The following is a 17,666-nucleotide window of genomic DNA, read 5'->3' as shown; positions in this document are numbered from 1 at the left end:
CGGGTCAGCGCGCCCAGCGCTTCTCGAAGTCCCAGACCTCTTCGAAGCCGATCAGCCTGCAGAACTCGTTGAAGTCCGCCATGGGAATCTCGGGCGACAGGCTGGTGCCCGCCTCCTTGAGGTGGCGCAGGGACTTCTCCATCGCGGCGGCGGCGACCAGGCTGGTCATGGCGGGGAAGATGGCGAGCGAGTAGCCGATCTCCTTGAGCACGCTGGCTGGCAGGATCGGCGTCTTCCCGCCGTCAGCCATGTTGGCCATCATGGGCAGGTCGAAGGCGTCGCAGGCGCGGCGCATTTCTTCCTCGGACTGGGGCGCCTCGAAGAACAGGATGTCGGCGCCGGCCTTCGCATAGGCCTCCATGCGGCGCATGGCATCGTCCACGCCCAGGCTGGCGCGGGCATCGGTACGGGCGATGATGAGGAAATTCTCCTTGTCCTGACGGGCTTCCGACGCGACCTTGATCTTTTCGACCATGTCCTCGATCGGCACGCAGCGCTTATAGGGCGTGTGGCCGCACTTCTTGGGAAATTCCTGATCCTCGATCTGGATGGCGGTGACGCCGGCTTCCTCGTAGCCGCGCACGGTGTGGTGCACGTTGAGCAGGCCGCCGTAGCCGGTATCCGCATCGGCGATCAGCGCCGCCTTTGAGGTGCGGGTGATGGTGCGCATGCGGTCCACCATCTGCGTATAGGTGGCAATGCCGGCATCGGGCAGCCCCAGGCTGGAGGCGGTGAGCCAGTAGCCGGAGCCGTAGATGATCTCGAAGCCGACCTTGTTGGTCATGACGGTGGCGATCATGTCCTGCACGCCGGGGATGACGATGAACTCGCCGGCGGCAAGTTTTTGTCGGAGGATGGGATTGGCCATGGCGGCTCCAGTAGGCTAGAAAAGGGAAGGGAAGTGCGGCTTAGTCCATCGAGGCCAGCCACGGCTGGTCGCGCTGCACGCGCGCCTCATAGGCGCGCAGCGCCGCGTCATGACGCAGGGTGCGGTCTACCTCGTCTTCGGCCGAGAGCAGTTGCTCCGCATGGCCGTCGGCGAGCGTGACGGGAATGACGCTGCCATCGGGAAGCTGCAGGCTGCGCTCGGCAACCCGCAGGTGCAGCGGCGCGTCCGCCGCCCCAGCGAGTGCTTGCAAGAGGCGCGCGTGATCCGCTGGCGTCACGGTGGCGGCCACCACGCCGTTCTTCACGCAGTTGTTGCGGAAGATGTCGCCAAACGACAGCGCGACCACGGCCTGCACGCCGTAGTCCGACAAGGCCCAGACGGCATGTTCGCGCGATGAGCCGCAACCAAAGTTCTGCAATGCGACCAGCACCTGCGGCGGCGACGGTTGGGCCATGAACGCCACTTCCGGGCGGCCTTCGGCCAGCCAGTCGGCAAACAGGTGCGCTCCCATGCCAGTGCGCTGCACCAGGCGCAGGAAGCGTCCCGGGAAGATGGCATCGGTGTCGATGTCGTCGCGCTGCATGACCGCAGCGCGGCCTTGGACTTCTGCGATAACGGCTTTCATGCGAGGTACTCCCGGGGGTCGGTCAAGCGTCCTTGCAGGGCGGATGCCGCGACGGCGGCGGGGCTCATCAGGTGAGTACGGCCGCCTTGTCCCTGCCGGTTCTCGAAGTTCCGGTTGGAGGTGGAAGCGCAGCGCTCGCCCGGCGCGAGGCTGTCGCCATTCATGCCGATGCACATGGAGCAGCCCGATTCACGCCACTCGAAACCCGCGTCGACAAAGACTTTCGCCAGGCCCTCGGCCTCGGCCGCGCGCTTGACGCTGCCCGAACCCGGGACCACCAGCGCACGTACGCCCTTGGCCACGTGGCGACCGCGCACCACATCGGCAGCGGCGCGCAGATCTTCCAGTCGACCATTGGTACAGGAGCCAATAAAGGCCACGTCGATCGGCACCGAAGACAGCGCCTGGCCGATCTTGAGACCCATGTAGGCGAGGTTTTCTTCCAGACGGTTGCGCTCGGCTTCCTCGCCGAGCATGGCGCCGTCGCCGACGTTGCCGGAGAACGCAGCGCTGTCGGCTGGCGTGGTGCCCCAGGTGACGAGCGGGGAGACGGTGGCGGCATCGAACGCCACGCTGCGGTCGTAGTCGCCCGTCGCATCGGTGCGCAGCGCGCTCCATGCCTGCGCGGCCTGCTCGAAATGGTCTCGCGCGGCGCCCTGTACGCGGTCGCGCAGGTAGGCCAGCGTGGTCGCATCCGGTGCGATCAGGCCGAAGCGTGAGCCGGCCTCGATGGTCATGTTGCAAAGCGTGAGCCGCGCATCCATCGACAGCGAATCGACCATCGGGCCGAAGTATTCGACGCCGTAGCCATTGCCGCCGCTGGTGCCGATGTGATGGATGATGGCCAGCGCCAGGTCCTTGGCGTAGACGCCCCTGGCCAGCGCGCCCGAGATGGCGATGCCCATCGTGCGCGGCTTGCGCATCCACAGGCTCTGGGTGCTCATGACATGGGCGACTTCCGAGGTGCCGATGCCCCAGGCCAGCGCGCCCAAGGCGCCCAGCGTGGCGCTGTGCGAGTCGCCACAGACCACGGTGCTGCCCGGCAGCACGTAACCCAGTTCCGGCGCGATGACGTGGACGATGCCCTGCAAGGGGTGGTCCAGGTCGAACAGGCGCATGCCGGTGGCCTGCGCATTGCGCCGCAGGGTGGCGATCTGCTCGCGGCTTTCCGCGTTGGGGATGTGGGTCAGGCGGTCGGCCGTGGTCGGTACGTTGTGATCCTGCACGGCGATGTGGCGCGGCGACGAGCGCAGCGCATGACCCGCCTCGGCCATGCTGGCGAAGGCTTGCGGACTCGATACCTCCTGCACCAGGTGCCGGTCGATATAGATCAGGTCCTCGCCGGCATCGTTACGGGCCACCGCGTGGGCCGCCCAGATCTTGTCGAATAGAGTTGTCATGGTGTGGGGTCACTCAGCATGGGTCGGTGGTGCCACCGTCCAAAGTCAATCGAGCTTGATGTGGGCAGCCTTGACGATCGCCTTGTTCTTGTCGAGGTCACGCACGATCTCGCGGCCATAGGCATCAGGCGTGCCCGGCGTGGCGACGATGCCGAGCGACGCCAGGCGCTCACGCATCGCGGGGTCGTTCAACACTTTCTGTAGCGCGGCGCTGAGCTTGTCGATCACAGGCTTGGGCGTGCGGGCGGGGGCCATCAGACCCACCCACGAGCTGATCTCGAAGTCCTTCATGCCGGCTTCGATCAGCGTCGGCACGTTCGGCAGCGAGGGGGCGCGCTCGCGCGACGTCACGGCCACCGCATCGACCTGGCCGCTCTTGACGAAGGGCATGGCGCCCGTCACCGCCGCGAAGGTCACGGGCAGGTTGCCGCCGACCACATCGAGCAAGGCCTGGCCGCCACCCTTGTATGGCACATGGGTCATCGGGATGCCGGTGCGCTGATGGAACATCTCGCCGGCGAGATGGGTGGTGCTGCCATTGCCCGCGCTCCCGTAGGACATGCCCCCAGCCACCGTCTTGGCGTAGTGCTGCAAGTCCGCCACGGTCTTGATGCCCAGCTTCGGATTGGCGGCGATCATCAGCACGGCGTCACCGATCTTGCCGATGGGCGTGAAGTCCTTGACCGTGTCGAAGGGCACCTTGGCATAGACATTGGGATTGATCACCAGCGTGCCGTCATAGCCGAGCAGCAGCGTGTAGCCATCGGGATCCGCCTTCGCCGCCATCTGCGTGCCGATATTGCCGCCAGCGCCGGGCTTGTTATCGACGATGATCTGCTGGCCAAGCTGCTGGCCGAGCTTCTCTGCCACGATGCGGGCGCTGGTGTCGGTCACGCCGGCATTGGCGAAGGGCACGATCAGGCGGATTGGCTTGTTGGGATAGTCGGCTTGCGCGTGCGCGGCGGATATGCCGCAAGCGGTCAATGCCAGGGTGGCGCCGAGCAGGCGGCGGCGGGCTTGGGCGGACAGGCTGAGAGGCTGTTTCACGATGGTTGTCTCCGGTCTTTGTAGTGGGGAAGGCATCGACGTGCCTTTTCTATGACGATTGCAGCGGAACTTCGAAGTCGGTGTGGCTCAGGCTCGTGGGTCGCGGGCGCGACGGGTGGCCGCTATCGCCATCAGGTTTTCATCGCGCCAGGCCCGTCGGGATTCCAGGTCTGACTGCGGCAGGTGCTCGCGGCGTTGCGCCTCCACTTCCCGGATCAGCGCCGGGTCCCAAGGGGTTTCGTGGCCGCGTGAATTCGCGATGCGCTGGTACAGCGGACCCAGCCGCACCGCATAGTCGGCCACGCCGCCCGGCGCGTTCAGGTCGATGGTTTCGAATGGCCCCATGAACGACCAGCGCCAGCCCAGGCCGTCGCGTATGGTCTTGTCGATGTCCTCGCAACTGGCCACGCCTTCCTGCGCCAGCGCCCACGCTTCGCGCAGCAGCACAGCCTGCAGCCGGTTCAGGACGAAGCCTTCCACTTCCTTGCGCACATGGACCACGGTCTGGCCCACGGACCGCATCAGGGCGTCGGCAAAGTCGACTGTGCTCGACGCCGTCTCCGGCGACGGCACCAGTTCAACGACCGGGACCAGATAAGGCGGATTGACCGGGTGTGCGATCAGCACGCGCGGCGAGATGGACAGGCCCAGGGCAAACGCCGATCCGGGGATGCCGGACGTGGAGCTGCCGACGACCATATCGGGCGAGGCCAGCGCGTCGAGATCCACCATCAGCTGGCGTTTCACCTCCACGCGTTCGAGCACCGACTCCTGCACATAGGCAACGCCTTCCACCGCCTCGGCCAGCGTGGCAACCGGCGTGATGCGGGCCAGCACGGTGGCGGGGTCCTCGTCGATCAACCCGTGCCGACGCAAACCAGCCAGTTGCGCTTCGATGAGCGGCACGGCCTGGCGCGTGATCTCCGGGTTGGCGTCGAACATCTTCACGTTCAGGCCCGCCCGGGCAAAGACAATGGCCCAGCCGGCGCCTACCAGCCCGGCGCCGACGATGGCTACCGGGCGGCCGGCGCAGAGCGCCTGAATCTTATGGTTGTCGGTCATGTTGTCTTGGGTCTCCTGTTATGTGGCGTCGCGCTTGCGTACGGTGCCGCGCTCGACCAGCACGCAGGGCACATCCACGCTGCTCGCCATGACCTGTCCGCCGATCTGCTCGAACAGCAGGGTCCGCGTGGCGTGCACCATCTGTTCCACGTTCTGCTGCACGGTCGTCAGGTCGAATGAGGGCCAGGCGGCCTGTGGCACGTTGTCGAAACCCACCACGGAAACATCGCGCGGCACTTGCATGCCCAGTTCGGCACGCAGGGTCTCCAGCGCGGCGATGGCCATGTGGTCATTGGCGGCGAACAGCGCGTCCGGGCGGTTGTCCGGGTCACGGAACAGCGCGAGCACCGCGCGCCGCGCCTCGGCGAAGTCGTAGTCGCCGACGCCCCGGGCATGCAGCGGCAGGCCGGCTGCAGCGAGGGCATCGCACAGCCCGGCCTCGCGGTCGCGGCTGGTCGATGCGTTCTCCGATCCGGCCAGCCACGCAATGCGGCGGTGGCCGGTACGCACCAGCAGTTCCCCGACTTGCCGGCCGCCCGCGCGGTTCTGCGAGGTGACCGAACTGGTCGAGTAGCCGCCCATCGGCCCGACCTGTGCCACCCGGTTGAACAGCACTACGGGAATGCCGGCGTTGATGCAGTCGTTGGCAAGTGCCGATGACAGCGTCGTGGAGGCCATCACGATGCCATCGACCTGATACTGGAGGATGTCCGCCAGGACGTTGTCGGCCTCTTCCGTCTCGCTGATAAACAGCAGCACGTGATAGCCATCCTGCTGCAGCGCCTGGCACAGGCGTTCGATGACCACGGGGTAGAACTGGTTCTCCAGATAGCTCATGACCAGGCCGATGATCCGGCTGCGGCGGGTGATCAGGCTGCGGGCGATGGCATTGGGCCGGTAGCCGAGCTTGCGGGCGGCGGTCTCGATACGCTCACGCGTTTCTGGCGCCACGCTGGCGCCGGGCGTGAAGGTGCGGCTGACGGCGGACTGCGAGACTTCCGCCAGGCGGGCCACGTCGTGGGCGGTGACTTTTTTCATGCCGCTGTCCATCCCCCGTCAAGCATCAGCGCGCTGCCCGTCATCAGGCTGGAAGCGTCGCTGGCGAGGAACACCACCGGACCCATCACCTCGTCGATCCGACCCAGCCGGCCCAGCGCGATCTTGTCGAGCACAAAGCGGCGGAACGACGGGTCCTCGAACATCGGCGCGGTGAGCGTCGTCTCGATAAAGGTAGGGCAGAGCGTATTGACGCGGATGCCCGCCGGTCCCAGCTCCCAGGCCAGGGCCTTGCTCATGCCCTCGATCGCATGCTTGCTGGCGCAGTAGAGCGCACGGCGCGGGCTGCCCACGTGCCCCATCTGCGAGGAGACGTTGATGAAAGAACCGGGCAGGCCCGCCGCCTGCAGGCTGCGGGCCACTTCACGGGAGACATAGAAGGTCGCCTTCACGTTCAGCGCAAAGACCGCGTCGATGTCTTCGTCGGACGTTTCGGTCAGCAGTTTGGGCCGATTCATGCCCGCGTTGTTGACGAGGATCTGGAACGGCGGGCGGCTGCTGATCGCGCGCTCGACCGCTGAGGGGTCCGTGACGTCCAGCACCATGAAGTCGGCGCTGCCGCCTTGCGCACGAATGGCGGCGCAAGCGGCCTCCAGCTCGGCCCCGGACCGGGCGGCCAGGGTGACCTCGGCACCAGCCTGTGCCAGTGCCACGGCCGCCGCCAACCCCAGGCCGCGGCCTCCGCCGGTGACGAGGGCGCGCTTGCCGTCGAGACGAAAGCCGCCGAATGCCGGCAATGGCGTCACGGCTGTCACCCCTGCAACGCCGGCACCGGCGCGTACCACGGCACTTCGGGACGTTCGCCGTAGCGGCGCACGCGGATGTTGGCCTGCTCGCCATGGCCCGCGAAGTTCTCCATATGGCACAGGCGCGAGCAGTATTCGCCGATCTCGGCGCTGGCGGCATCCGTCGTCACGCGCTGGAACGTGCAGGTCTTCAGGAATTTGCCGACCCACAGGCCGCCGGTATAACGCGCCGCCTTGTTGGTGGGCAGCGTGTGATTGGTACCGATGACCTTGTCGCCAAAGGCGACATTGGTGCGCGGTCCCAGGAACAGCGCGCCGTAGTTGGTCATCTGGTTCAGGAACCAGTCGGGATCGCGGGTCATCACCTGCACGTGCTCCGAGGCGATCTCATCCGCCTTCTGCAGCATCTCTTCGCGCGTATCGCAGACGATCACCTCGCCAAAGTCCGCCCAGGCCTTGCCGGCGATCTCCGCCGTCGGCAGGATCTTGAGCTGCCGCTCGATTTCGGCCATGGTGGCGTGCGCCAGCGCTTCGCTATCTGTCAGCAGAACCGCCGGCGAGGTCAGACCGTGCTCGGCCTGGCCCAGCAAGTCGACCGCACAGATTTCGCCGTCTACCGAGTCGTCGGCAATGACCAGCGTTTCAGTGGGACCGGCGAACAGGTCGATGCCGACACGGCCGAACAGCTGGCGTTTGGCTTCCGCCACGAACATATTGCCCGGACCGACCAGCATGTCCACGGGTGCGATGCTGGAGGTGCCGACGGCCATCGCCACCACCGCCTGCACGCCGCCCAGCACCAGGATCTCGTCCGCGCCCGCCATGTGCATGGCGGCGACGATCGCCGGGTGCGGCTCGCCGTGGAAGGGGGGCGCCGTCGCCACCACGCGCTTGACGCCGGCGACCTTGGCGGTCAGGACGCTCATGTGGGCCGAGGCCAGCAGCGGATACTTGCCACCCGGGATGTAGCAGCCGACCGCATTGACCGGAATATGGCGGTGGCCCAGGAACACGCCGGGGCGGGTTTCGACCTCGACGTCGAGCATGGAGTCACGCTGGATCTGTGCGAAGTTGCGAACCTGTGCCTGCGCGAAGCGGATGTCCTCCAGTTCGCGCGCCGAGAGGCTGTTCATCGCCTTCTCAATGGCGGCCTGCGGCAGACGGAAATCCTGGGGGTCCCAGTTATCGAACTTCTTGCTGTATTCGCGCACGGCCGCATCGCCGCGCGCTTCGATGTCGCGGATGATGCCTTCGACGGTATTGCGAACAGCGCTGTCGTCATTGGCACGCGCCTGGACGTCACGTCCACGCTTGAGGTAGCGAATCATGGGGAGTTCCGAGGTTGGTTGTGCATACGTATGCACAGTAACTTTCTTGCATTCGTATGCAAACTCGGTGTTTTCCCTAGCCGATTCTGCGTGACGGGTAAGTCTCAAGTATTCTCCGAACCTGCCGTTAGCCGTGGATCACCCGAGGTCCTAACACCAATAATATGCTCGAAAAAACCTATTTCCCCCGACTGCTCGCCGGCCTCCTTGCGGCAAGCCTGGCATTGTGTGGCGCCGGTGCATGGGCCAGTACCGATCCGATGGCAGCCGAAGGGCCGGCTGTGGAGGCGGACCGGCCGTCCGATGCGTCGCGGACGCGCCTTGTGGCGGAGCTTCAGCAGCGGATCAAGGACAAATCAGTTCGCGAACTGCGCGCGAGCGCCAATGGCGAGTACGCCACGACCCTGATGCTGGCGGAAGATGAAGTGGTCTGCTACGTCGGGCTGCTCTACCAGAACAAGCTGTGGCGCGTGTCGCGTTTCAGCTCGCTGGCGAGCGCGGAATCGGCATACCGCAAGGCCACCGCGCAGAGCGCGGCGCTGGCCGATCAGGCGATCCGCCGGCAAGTGCTGGCGACGGAGCAGCGCCAGTACGAGCGGGCGATCCAGAGTGCGGAAGCCCAGGCGGACGCGCTGGCCACTGAACTGCGCGCCGAGCAGGCGCAGCGTGAGCAGTTCGCCGAGGACCAGAAGACGTTCCGCGCCGACAACGACGCCCGAGAGGCCGACAACCGCAGCGCGCGCAGCCAGTTGGCGAAGCTGCGGCAGGAAATTCGCCGCCTGGAGGCGTCTCTGGCGGACTCTGGCCAGAAGCTGCCGGCGCCGGACAAGGTGCGGCGCTAACAGCATCGCCCGGCCCGGGACCACAAGTCCCAGGCCGGACCGGATGAATCCATGGAGGGGGAGGGGCGCGAGCCCGCTCCCCCTTTTGCCATCCCGCTCAGGGATTGAACGTATCCCCGAGGACCACCCCTTCACGGCGCGGATCCGTGCCGCCCATCCACACCGCCGCGCCGCCTGACTGGCTGCGCAGGACCGTGTTGACCCCGCTCGCCTGCGCGCCGATCGATACCGTATGGCCCAAGGCACGCAGGCCCGTGACCAGCGGATCGTTGCCGCCGTTGCTTGTGGCGTCGATGTTCGGATGCTCGCCCCCGACCGTGGTGCTGGGGTTGTTGCTGGCACCGAAGTCGACGAGGCCCGAGGACTGCTGGGCGTTGAGCCCCCAGTCGAGCAAGCCCACGAGCGTCTTGACGACGTATTGCGGGATCGTGCCGCCGCCCGGCGAGCCGGTGGCCATCAGGAAGTCGCCAATCGACCCATCTGCGGCCTGGCGGAACACCATCGTCGGCGCCATCGAGCTGCGCGGCCGCTTGCCGGGCTGCACCCGGTTGGCCACCGGTATGCCGCCGCTGTCGGTCGGCTGGGCCGAAAAGTCGGTCAGCTGGTTGTTGAGCAGGAAGCCGTTGGTCATGTGGAACGACCCCATGCTCGATTCAACCGACGTGGTCGCGCTGACCACGCTGCCGTCCGCATCGACGATCGTGAACTGGTTCGTGCCGTGCTCGATCAGCGACGCCACGCCGAGGGGCACCGAGCCGAGGTTCCCAGCCGTGGCCGTGCCCATGCTGACCGTCGGCGAGATCAGCGCCGCGCGGGAGGCCAGGTAAGGCTTGTTCAGCATGGTGTTGGCGGAGCCGCCGGGCAGGGGGACGAAGTCGGTATCGGCCACGTACTTGTCACGGTCGGCGTAGGCCAGCCGTTCGGCTTCGCTGACGAAGTGCACGCCGAGCACGGTGGGCTTGCCGCCTTCGCCGTCGATGGCGGTCGGCTTCAGCGCGGCGAGGTCGAAGTTCTCGAGAATCCCCATCGCCGACAGCACCGTGATCCCGCCCGACGTCGGCGGCGGCGCCCCGCAGATCCAGTACGCGCGATACGTGATGCAGACCGGGTCGCGCTGCTTGGCCTGATAGTTGGCCAGATCGGCCAGCGTGGTCTTGCCCGGCGTGATCGCCGAGCCGTCCGTGGCGGCCGTCGTGCCGATCTTGGCGATGATGTCGCTGGCGATCTGGCCCGTGTAGATCGCATTGGCCCCGTTGGCAGCCATCTGCGTCAGGGTGTTGGCGTAGGCCGGATTCTTCAGCACCGTGCCGAGCGCCTTGGGCGTGCTGTCGGCGTTGAAGAAATAGGCGAGGGCTTCGGGGTCACGCTTGAGCGACGTGGCGTTGCTCTGGATGGCGGCGGCCAGCCGTCCGCCGATCGGGAACCCGTTGGTGGCCAGCGTGATGGCATCCCCGAACAGGTCCTTCCACGCGAGCTTGCCATGCTCCTTCTGCACGCGTTCGATCAGGCGCGGGATGCCGACGGTGCCGATCGAACGGCCGCTGGCGCGGGCGCTCGGCACGGGCGGGTTCGTGTTGGTGGCGTCGTCGATATAGCGCAGGTAGTTCTCGGTGGCGGCGGCGGGCGCCGATTCCCGGCCATCGTAGGCTTGCACGGCGCGCGTGCGGGCGTCGTAGTAGAGCATGAAGCCGCCCGAGCCCATGCCGGTGGCTTCCGGCACGGTCAGCCCCAGCACGGACTGGACGGCCACTGCGGCGTCCGCCGCGCTGCCGCCCTTCTTGAGCACCGCGCAGCCGGCCGCGCTGGCATAGGCGTTCGACGACGACACCATATAGGTCTTCGCGTAGACGGGCTTAAGCCCCTTGCGGTAGCCGGACGCCGGCTCGGGCAGGGAAGGGTCGCCGGGCTGGTTCGATCCCACCACGACCGTGCTGCCGTCGCTGGCCAGTACCTGGCAACTGGTATCGGCCTGTGGGGTGGTCGGGGTGGTGGGGGGGGTGGCGGGCTTGTCGTCGCTGCCGCCGCATGAAGCGATCAGCAGGGTACTGGCAACGGCGGTGGCCAGCGCCAGCGGGGTTTTCTGGATGCGCAACACGATCTTTCCTCCGGAACTACGACGTGAAAGAACGAGCCCGAGGGCTCGGACTGCAGTGCTGCAAGCTGTTTGGGCGTTGGCATGTCGTCGCGCACGGGCGTGCCCTCGCCCCGCTGGCGCGTGTTGGGCTGCGGTGTGAAAAAACGCGATAAGCGACCCCGTCCCCCGACGGGGGAACCTGTCGGGGGATGCGGTATCTGGAGCCGGATTCGGGAGGGTGGAGCGCTAAGACGAGTCGGTGTCAGTCATGACGCGCTAGACACTTTTGATGGGGAAGTGTCTAGCGTAGTACACCACTATCGATATGCAAGTGCGTTACGCCACGTTTCGTGGCGTTCAGCCGCGCGTGCCTGCCATGGCCTCGCCGTAGCGTTCCATGTGGAAGTCCGTATCGCCGAACAACACGTCCACCATGGCGAGCTGCTTGAAGTAGTCGCCGACCTCCAGTTCGTCGGTCATGCCCATGCCGCCGTGGAGTTGCACGGCTTGCTGGCCGATGAAGCGCGCCGCCCGGGCCACCACCACCTTGGCGCCGGCAAGCATGCGCCTGCGCGCGGCAGCGTCGGTCTCGTCGAGCGCCCGCGCCGCGACGTAGGCCATCGACAGCGCGAGTTCCTTGTGCACCAGCATCTCGGCCATGCGGTGCTGCAGGGCCTGGAACGTGGCGAGCGGCGTGCCGAACTGCCGGCGCGTGCGAAGGTATTCGCCCGTCAGTTCGATCAGGCGCTCCATCGCACCCACCGCAGCGGCGCACTGTGCGGCGATACCGTGGTCGAGCCCATGTTCGAGCGCAGCCAAGCCGATTTCCGCCTGTCCGATCCGCGCGGCGGCCGGCACTGTCACACCTTGCAGCCGCAGGTCGGCGCCGCGCAGGCCATCCATGGTCGGATAGCTGGTGACGTGCAGCCCTTCTGTGTCGCGCGGCACGAGGAACAGCGCGAGATCGGCCTCAGGCGCCGGGACCCGCGCGCTGACCAGATAGGTGTCCGCCGCATCGCCATGCCAGACCAGCGATTTGATGCCATCGAGCCGATAGCTATCACCGTCACGCACGGCCGTCGCCTGCGCGGCTTCCGGCCGATAGCGCGTGCCCGGTTCGAGATAGGCGAGGGCGAGCACGCGCTCGCCGCTGGCAAGCGCCGGCAGCCATGCCGCCTGTTGCGCCGCGCTGCCATAGTTGCCGAGCACGGCCGTGCCGACCACCGCGCTCGGGATCACAGGTTCCAGCACCAGCCCGCGCCCCAGTTCCCGGTGCACCACCAGCTGGCTGGCCGGGCCTTCGCCAAAGCCGCCGAAGTCGGTCGACACGGTGAGGCCCAGCACACCCATCTCCGCCAGTGCGGCCCAGATGCCGCGATCGAACGCGCCACCCTGGCGAGCAATCTCCCGGCGCCGCGCAAACGGATACTCGGTCTCGACGAAACGCCGCAGGCTGTCCGCCAGCATCTGCTGTTCTTCGCTGTATTGGAAATCCATGCCTGTGTCTCCCTTCAGAATCCGATGATCATCTTGGCGATGATGTTCTTCTGCACTTCGTTGGCGCCGCCGTAGATCGATGTCTTGCGCGTATCGAAGTAGGTGGCCGCAGCCGGTGATGCCCAATCCGGCCCGCTGACCGGCTGGACGGTGCCCGCCTCGCGCCACTCCGGCGCGTACGGCCACGCGTTCGGGCCCGCCACCTCCAGTTGCAGCATGGCGATGTCCTGCTGCAGCTCGGAGCCGCGGATCTTCAGGATCGAGGCTTCCGGACCGGGCCCACGGCTATCTTCCTGCGTGGCCACGCGCAGCAGGAGCATTTCCATGGCCATCAGGTCCATCTCAAGCCGGGCGATCTTGTCGCGCATGCGCACGTCGTCGATCATCCGCCGGCCCTTGCCGTCGGTGGCCTCGCTGGCATAGTGCTTGAGCAGGCGCATCTCGCGATGGCAATGGCCGATGCCGGCGATGGAAGTGCGCTCATGGCCCAGCAGGTACTTGGCGTAGGTCCAGCCGCGGTTCTCCTCGCCCACCAGATTCTCGACCGGCACCTCCACGTCTTCGAACCACGTTTCGTTGACGTCGTGGCCCCCGTCGAGGGTGGTAATGGGACGGATCGTCACGCCGGGGCTCTTCATGTCGATCAGCAGCATCGAGATGCCGTCCTGGGGCTTGGCCTCGCCATCGGTGCGGACGAGGCAGAAAATCCAGTCGGCATATTGCGCATACGACGTCCACGTCTTCTGGCCGCTCACGATGTAGCGGTCGCCCTGGCGCACGGCGCGCATCTTCAGCGAGGCGAGGTCGGACCCCGCGCCGGGCTCCGAGTAGCCCTGGCACCAGAAGTCTTCCATGGTGGGGATGCGCGGCAGGAAATGGGCCTTCTGCGCAGCGTTGCCGTACTTCTGCAACACCGGCCCGATCATGGCCAGGCCGGTCGGCAGCAGGCGCGGGGCGTCGCCGTGGAAGGTCTCGATCTCGAAGATCAGCCGCTGGATGGCGTTCCAGCCGGTGCCGCCGTACTCGACCGGCCAGTTCGGCGCCCCCCAGCCGTGCGCCTGGAGGATGCGATGCCACCGCACGAAGTCGTCCTTTTCCAGACGCTGGTGATTGCGGACTTTGTCGGTGATGTCGGCGGGCAACTGGCTCCGCACGAAAGCGCGGACTTCCTCGCGGAAATCCTGATCGGCTCGGGTGAATCGCAAGTCCATGCACGGCTCCCTGCTGGCTGTTGGTCGGATCAGGGGAACGAGCATAGCGGTGGGGCCCCCTCCGCCACCCTCCCCAACATGGGTAGGGGCGGGGGATCGGGGTGATCGATACGAAGCAGGTATCGGGCGACATGAAGACGGTATTTGTCGCGGCCGGGGTGCGTCCGTAGCATGCGATCCATCGTTTCGAGGAGATTGCGATGGAGGTGGAAGGTACTGCACGCGCCACGGGCGCAGTTGGCAAGGACGGCAAGGAGAGTAACGGGCCGCTGGCCGGGATACGCATCCTGGACCTGACCACGGTGTTGATGGGACCGTACGCCACCCAGATCCTTGGCGATCTCTGCGCGGACATCATCAAGATCGAGCCGCCCGGCGGCGACACCGTGCGTGGCATCGGTCCTGCCCGCAATCCGGGCATGGCGGGCGTTTTTCTCCATGCCAACCGCAACAAGCGCAGCGTGGTGCTGGATCTCAAGCAGCCAGCCGGGCGTGATGCGCTGCTGCGCCTGGCCGCTGACGCCGATGTGCTGATCTATAACGTCCGCCCGCAGGCCATGCAGCGCCTGCGGCTCGGCTACGCGGACATTGCGGCGGTCAATCCGCGCATCGTCTACGTGGGTGTCTACGGCTACGGCCAGCGCGGTCCCTACGCGGCCAAGCCGGCCTATGACGACCTGATCCAGGGCGCCGTGGGCATCCCGGCGCTGAGCACGCTGGCCGGCTCCGAAGAGCCGCGCTACGCGCCGAACGCCATGGCGGACCGCATCGTCGGCATGAGCGCCGCCAACGCGGTGACGGCCGCGCTGCTCTACCGCACCCGCACCGGTGAAGGCCAGTCGATCGAAGTGCCGATGTTCGAGACCATGGCGCAGTTCGTATTGGGCGATCACATGTACGGCGCGACCTTCGATCCGCCAATCGGCCCCGCCGGCTACGCGCGCCTGCTGAACGACAACCGCAAGCCATACCGCACGCGTGACGGCTACCTGTGCGTGATGGTCTACAACGACAAGCAGTGGAAAACGTTCTTCGCGCTGATCGGCCAGCCCGACGTCATGACGAACGACCCGCGCTTCCACTCGATCGGCGAGCGCACGAAGCACATCCACGAGTTGTACCGGATGCTGGCCGAGGTGATGGCCACGCGCACGTCGGCGGAATGGACGGCGGTGCTCGAAGCGGCCGACATCCCCGTCATGCCCATGCACACGCTCGACACGCTGATGAACGACCCGCACCTGCAGGCGGTGGGGTTCTTCGAGATGGTCGAGCATCCGAGCGAAGGCCGCATGCGCTCGATGGCGGTGCCGTCACGGTGGTCGAAGTCCCAGCCGCATATCGCCCGGCAAGCCCCCCGGCTTGGCCAGCACAGCGCCGAGGTGCTGGCGGAAGCCGGTTACAGCCCGGCGGAGATCGAGGCCATGGCGGCGTCGGCCGCAACCCTCGTCGCGGACGCCTGATCGGGCATCCACCCCCAAGACATCGTTCCAGGAGATGCAGTGATGCACGAGCAAGATTCATCCATTGTCATCGTGGGCGCGCAGCGCACGCCCATCGGCGCGTTCCAGGGCGCTTTATCGACGTTCTCGGCGCCCGAGCTTGGCGCTGCCGCCATTGCCTCCGCCGTGGCGCAGGCAGGGGTGTCGGCCGATAGCGTCGATGAAGCCATCATGGGCTGTTGCCTGTTCGCCGGCCTTGGCCAGGCCCCGGCCCGGCAGGCCGTGCTTGGTGCGGGATTGCCGCCATCGGTGCCGGCGACGACGATCAGCAAGATGTGCGGGTCCGGCATGAAGGCAGCCATGCTGGCGCATGACCTGCTGCGCGCCGGCAGTTGCACGGTGGCGGTGGCGGGCGGCATGGAATCGATGACCAACGCGCCGCACCTCGTGCCGCGCGGCCGGCAGGGCTACCGCCTCGGCCACGGGCAGTTCCTGGACCATATGTATCGCGATGGTCTTGAGGATGCGTATGAAGGCCATCTGATGGGCTATTACGCCGACCTGACCGCCGAACAGGCTGGCATCTCGCGCGCGGCGCAGGATGCGTTCGCCGCCGAAAGCGTGGCGCGTGCGCAGGCTGCGGTGCGCGAAGGCCGCTTTGTGGCGGAGATCGTCGAGCTGTCGCCGAAGTCGGGGAAGAGCCGCAATCGCGAGCCACTGCGCGATGACGAGACCCCGGCGCGCTGCGACATCGACAAGATCCCGCGTCTGTCGCCCGCCTTCCGCACCGAGGGCACGGTGACGCCAGGCAACGCGTCGTCGATTTCAGACGGCGCCGCCGCGCTGGTCATGATGCGCGAGGCGGATGCGCGGGCAAAAGGCATCGTGCCGCTGGCCCGGATCACCGCGCTCGCCACGCATGCGCTGCCGCCGGGGCAGTTCTCGATGGCGCCGGTCGGCGCCATTCGCCGCGTGCTGGACAAGGCGGGCTGGCAGGCTGGCGACGTCGACCTGTTCGAAATCAATGAGGCCTTTGCGGTGGTGACGCTGCTCGCCATGCGCGAACTGAACCTGCCGCATGCGCGCGTCAACGTGAACGGCGGCGCCTGCGCGCTGGGCCATCCGGTCGGCGCGACGGGCGCCCGGCTGCTTGTGACGCTGGTCCACGCGCTGCGCGAACGGGGGCTGCGCCGTGGCGTGGCGAGCCTGTGCCTCGGTGGCGGAGAAGCCACGGCCATGGCGGTGGAGGTGGCATGAGCATGACCTTCGATCATTCCCCCGAACATCGCGAGATTCGCGAGGCCATCCTGAAGATCTGCGAGCGCTTTGACGCCGAGTATTGGCTGGAGAAGGACAAGGTCGGCGGCTTTCCGACCGATTTCCATCAGGCGCTCGCCAGGGACGGTTGGCTGGGCATCTGCATTCCGCAAGCCTACGGTGGTTCGGGCCTCGGCATTACCGGGGCCGCCATCATGATGCAGGCCATCGCCGAATCCGGTGCCGGCATGAGCGGGGCTTCGGCCGTGCACATGAACATCTTCGGCCTGAACCCGGTGGTGGTCTTCGGCAGCGAGGCGCAGAAGCAACGCATGCTGCCGCCCCTGATTCAGGGCAGCGAGCGGGCCTGCTTCGCCGTGACCGAGCCCAACACCGGCCTCAACACCACGCAACTGAAGACGCGCGCGGACCGGCACGGCGATCACTACGTGCTGAACGGCGCCAAGACCTTCATCTCCACCGCCAGTTGCGTGGAGAAGATGCTGATCCTGGCGCGCACCACGCCGCTGGAGGCCATCAAGAGCAAGACGGAAGGCCTGAGCCTGTTCTACACGACCATCGACCGGAACCACGTGGAGACCCGCGAGATCGACAAGATGGGCCGCAAGGCTGTCGACACCAACCAAGTCTTTATCGACGGCCTCAAGGTGCCCGTGGAGGACCGCATCGGCGAAGAGGGCAAGGGGTTCCAGTACATCCTGCATGGCATGAACGCCGAACGGATCCTGGTGGCGGCGGAAGCGGTTGGGCTCGGGCGCGTGGCGCTGGCGCGGGCCACGCAGTACGCCAAGGAACGTATCGTGTTCGACCGCCAGATCGGCAAGAACCAGGGCATCCAGCATCCACTGGCCGAATGCTGGATGGAGCTGGAAGCCGCCAACCTGATGGTGCTCAACGCGGCTGCGAAGTTCGATCGCGGCGAGCCCTGCGGCGCGGAGGCCAATGCGGCCAAGTACCTCGCGGCCGAGGCCTGCTACAAGTCCTGCCAGACGGCGGTGATGACGCACGGCGGCTATGGCTATGCCAAGGAGTACCACGTGGAGCGCTATCTGCGCGAAGCGCTGATTCCCCGCATCGCACCGATCAGCCCGCAGCTGATCCTGTGCTTCGTGGCCGAGAAGGTGCTTGGCCTGCCGAAGTCCTACTGAGGAGGCAACAGATGGATATGA

Annotated in this window: 15 protein-coding genes; 4 read left to right on the top strand and 11 right to left on the bottom strand. The window is 66.7% G+C overall.

All coding sequences use genetic code 11. The features are described 5' to 3' along the window. Nucleotides 1–4: 4 nt before the first annotated feature. The 8 genes from AC1DP9_RS04290 to hisD form a co-directional block, all read right to left on the bottom strand. Nucleotides 5–868 carry an isocitrate lyase/PEP mutase family protein gene (locus tag AC1DP9_RS04290; RefSeq protein WP_092293004.1) on the bottom strand — a complete coding sequence of 288 codons (864 nt, stop codon included), beginning with the start codon at nt 866–868 and terminating at the stop codon, nt 5–7. Between the two features lie 40 nt (nt 869–908). After that, a complete protein-coding gene (leuD, locus tag AC1DP9_RS04285; protein ID WP_441591076.1) occupies nt 909–1,514 on the bottom strand; it encodes a 3-isopropylmalate dehydratase small subunit in 606 nt (201 codons plus the stop codon). Then, on the bottom strand, nt 1,511–2,914 hold the full coding sequence (leuC, locus tag AC1DP9_RS04280; RefSeq protein ID WP_477106713.1) for a 3-isopropylmalate dehydratase large subunit: 1,404 nt from the start codon (nt 2,912–2,914) through the stop codon (nt 1,511–1,513). Before leuC ends, leuD begins: the two co-directional genes overlap by 4 nt. A 45-nt stretch (nt 2,915–2,959) precedes the next feature. Next, a complete protein-coding gene (locus AC1DP9_RS04275; RefSeq protein WP_477106712.1) occupies nt 2,960–3,961 on the bottom strand; it encodes a Bug family tripartite tricarboxylate transporter substrate binding protein in 1,002 nt (333 codons plus the stop codon). Nucleotides 3,962–4,048: 87 nt separating this feature from the next. After that, on the bottom strand, nt 4,049–5,023 hold the full coding sequence (locus tag AC1DP9_RS04270) for a 3-hydroxyacyl-CoA dehydrogenase (RefSeq protein WP_477106711.1): 975 nt from the start codon (nt 5,021–5,023) through the stop codon (nt 4,049–4,051). Between the two features lie 18 nt (nt 5,024–5,041). Then, nucleotides 5,042–6,061, bottom strand: a complete 1,020-nt coding sequence (locus AC1DP9_RS04265) for a LacI family DNA-binding transcriptional regulator (protein WP_092293329.1) — start codon at nt 6,059–6,061, stop codon at nt 5,042–5,044. Continuing rightward, nucleotides 6,058–6,825: an SDR family NAD(P)-dependent oxidoreductase gene (locus AC1DP9_RS04260; protein WP_255370750.1), complete on the bottom strand. Its 768-nt coding sequence runs from the start codon at nt 6,823–6,825 to the stop codon at nt 6,058–6,060. Before AC1DP9_RS04260 ends, AC1DP9_RS04265 begins: the two co-directional genes overlap by 4 nt. Before the next feature lie 5 nt (nt 6,826–6,830). Further along, complete coding sequence (hisD, locus tag AC1DP9_RS04255; RefSeq protein ID WP_441591074.1) at nt 6,831–8,153, bottom strand: histidinol dehydrogenase; 1,323 nt, start codon at nt 8,151–8,153, stop codon at nt 6,831–6,833. Between the two features lie 260 nt (nt 8,154–8,413). On the opposite strand from hisD, the gene AC1DP9_RS04250 reads away from it, so the two are divergent. Then, on the top strand, nt 8,414–8,995 hold the full coding sequence (locus tag AC1DP9_RS04250) for a DUF2968 domain-containing protein (protein WP_477106710.1): 582 nt from the start codon (nt 8,414–8,416) through the stop codon (nt 8,993–8,995). Between the two features lie 97 nt (nt 8,996–9,092). On the opposite strand, the gene AC1DP9_RS04245 is transcribed toward AC1DP9_RS04250, so the two are convergent. The 3 genes from AC1DP9_RS04245 to AC1DP9_RS04235 form a co-directional block, all read right to left on the bottom strand. Next, nucleotides 9,093–11,081 (bottom strand): gamma-glutamyltransferase family protein, encoded by a 1,989-nt coding sequence (locus tag AC1DP9_RS04245; RefSeq protein WP_477106915.1) that lies wholly within the window; start codon nt 11,079–11,081, stop codon nt 9,093–9,095. 345 nt (nt 11,082–11,426) lie between these two features. Beyond that, a complete protein-coding gene (locus AC1DP9_RS04240) occupies nt 11,427–12,566 on the bottom strand; it encodes an acyl-CoA dehydrogenase family protein (protein ID WP_477106709.1) in 1,140 nt (379 codons plus the stop codon). A 14-nt stretch (nt 12,567–12,580) separates the two neighbouring features. After that, nucleotides 12,581–13,777, bottom strand: a complete 1,197-nt coding sequence (locus AC1DP9_RS04235) for an acyl-CoA dehydrogenase family protein (protein ID WP_477106708.1) — start codon at nt 13,775–13,777, stop codon at nt 12,581–12,583. A 200-nt stretch (nt 13,778–13,977) separates the two neighbouring features. Between AC1DP9_RS04235 and AC1DP9_RS04230 the strand changes: the two genes are divergently transcribed. Genes AC1DP9_RS04230 through AC1DP9_RS04220 form a run of 3 tightly spaced genes read left to right on the top strand, consistent with a single transcriptional unit; the run spans nt 13,978 to nt 17,645 of the window. Further along, on the top strand, nt 13,978–15,240 hold the full coding sequence (locus AC1DP9_RS04230; protein WP_477106707.1) for a CaiB/BaiF CoA transferase family protein: 1,263 nt from the start codon (nt 13,978–13,980) through the stop codon (nt 15,238–15,240). Nucleotides 15,241–15,282: 42 nt separating this feature from the next. Further along, the gene (locus AC1DP9_RS04225) at nt 15,283–16,476 is read left to right on the top strand and encodes a thiolase family protein (RefSeq protein WP_477106706.1); all 1,194 of its coding nucleotides are present in this window, start codon (nt 15,283–15,285) and stop codon (nt 16,474–16,476) included. Nucleotides 16,477–16,478: 2 nt separating this feature from the next. Next, nucleotides 16,479–17,645, top strand: coding sequence for an acyl-CoA dehydrogenase family protein (locus AC1DP9_RS04220; protein ID WP_477106914.1), 1,167 nt, complete (start codon nt 16,479–16,481; stop codon nt 17,643–17,645). Nucleotides 17,646–17,666: the final 21 nt, after the last annotated feature.

Source organism: Cupriavidus sp. 01L43, assembly GCF_056399925.1.
The sequence above is the reverse complement of the archived record's forward strand: the minus strand, read 5'-3'. Positions and strand labels throughout refer to the sequence as shown.

Excerpts from the sequence above, each read along its gene's own strand:
- AC1DP9_RS04290 (WP_092293004.1), bottom strand. The coding sequence starts at position 868 with ATGGCCAATCCCATCCTCCGACAAAAACTTGCCGCCGGCGAGTTCATC.
- leuD (WP_441591076.1), bottom strand. The coding sequence starts at position 1,514 with ATGAAAGCCGTTATCGCAGAAGTCCAAGGCCGCGCTGCGGTCATGCAG.
- leuC (WP_477106713.1), bottom strand. The coding sequence starts at position 2,914 with ATGACAACTCTATTCGACAAGATCTGGGCGGCCCACGCGGTGGCCCGT.
- AC1DP9_RS04270 (WP_477106711.1), bottom strand. The coding sequence starts at position 5,023 with ATGACCGACAACCATAAGATTCAGGCGCTCTGCGCCGGCCGCCCGGTA.
- AC1DP9_RS04265 (WP_092293329.1), bottom strand. The coding sequence starts at position 6,061 with ATGAAAAAAGTCACCGCCCACGACGTGGCCCGCCTGGCGGAAGTCTCG.
- hisD (WP_441591074.1), bottom strand. The coding sequence starts at position 8,153 with ATGATTCGCTACCTCAAGCGTGGACGTGACGTCCAGGCGCGTGCCAAT.
- AC1DP9_RS04250 (WP_477106710.1), top strand. The coding sequence starts at position 8,414 with ATGGCAGCCGAAGGGCCGGCTGTGGAGGCGGACCGGCCGTCCGATGCG.
- AC1DP9_RS04240 (WP_477106709.1), bottom strand. The coding sequence starts at position 12,566 with ATGGATTTCCAATACAGCGAAGAACAGCAGATGCTGGCGGACAGCCTG.
- AC1DP9_RS04235 (WP_477106708.1), bottom strand. The coding sequence starts at position 13,777 with ATGGACTTGCGATTCACCCGAGCCGATCAGGATTTCCGCGAGGAAGTC.
- AC1DP9_RS04230 (WP_477106707.1), top strand. The coding sequence starts at position 13,978 with ATGGAGGTGGAAGGTACTGCACGCGCCACGGGCGCAGTTGGCAAGGAC.
- AC1DP9_RS04225 (WP_477106706.1), top strand. The coding sequence starts at position 15,283 with ATGCACGAGCAAGATTCATCCATTGTCATCGTGGGCGCGCAGCGCACG.
- AC1DP9_RS04220 (WP_477106914.1), top strand. The coding sequence starts at position 16,479 with ATGACCTTCGATCATTCCCCCGAACATCGCGAGATTCGCGAGGCCATC.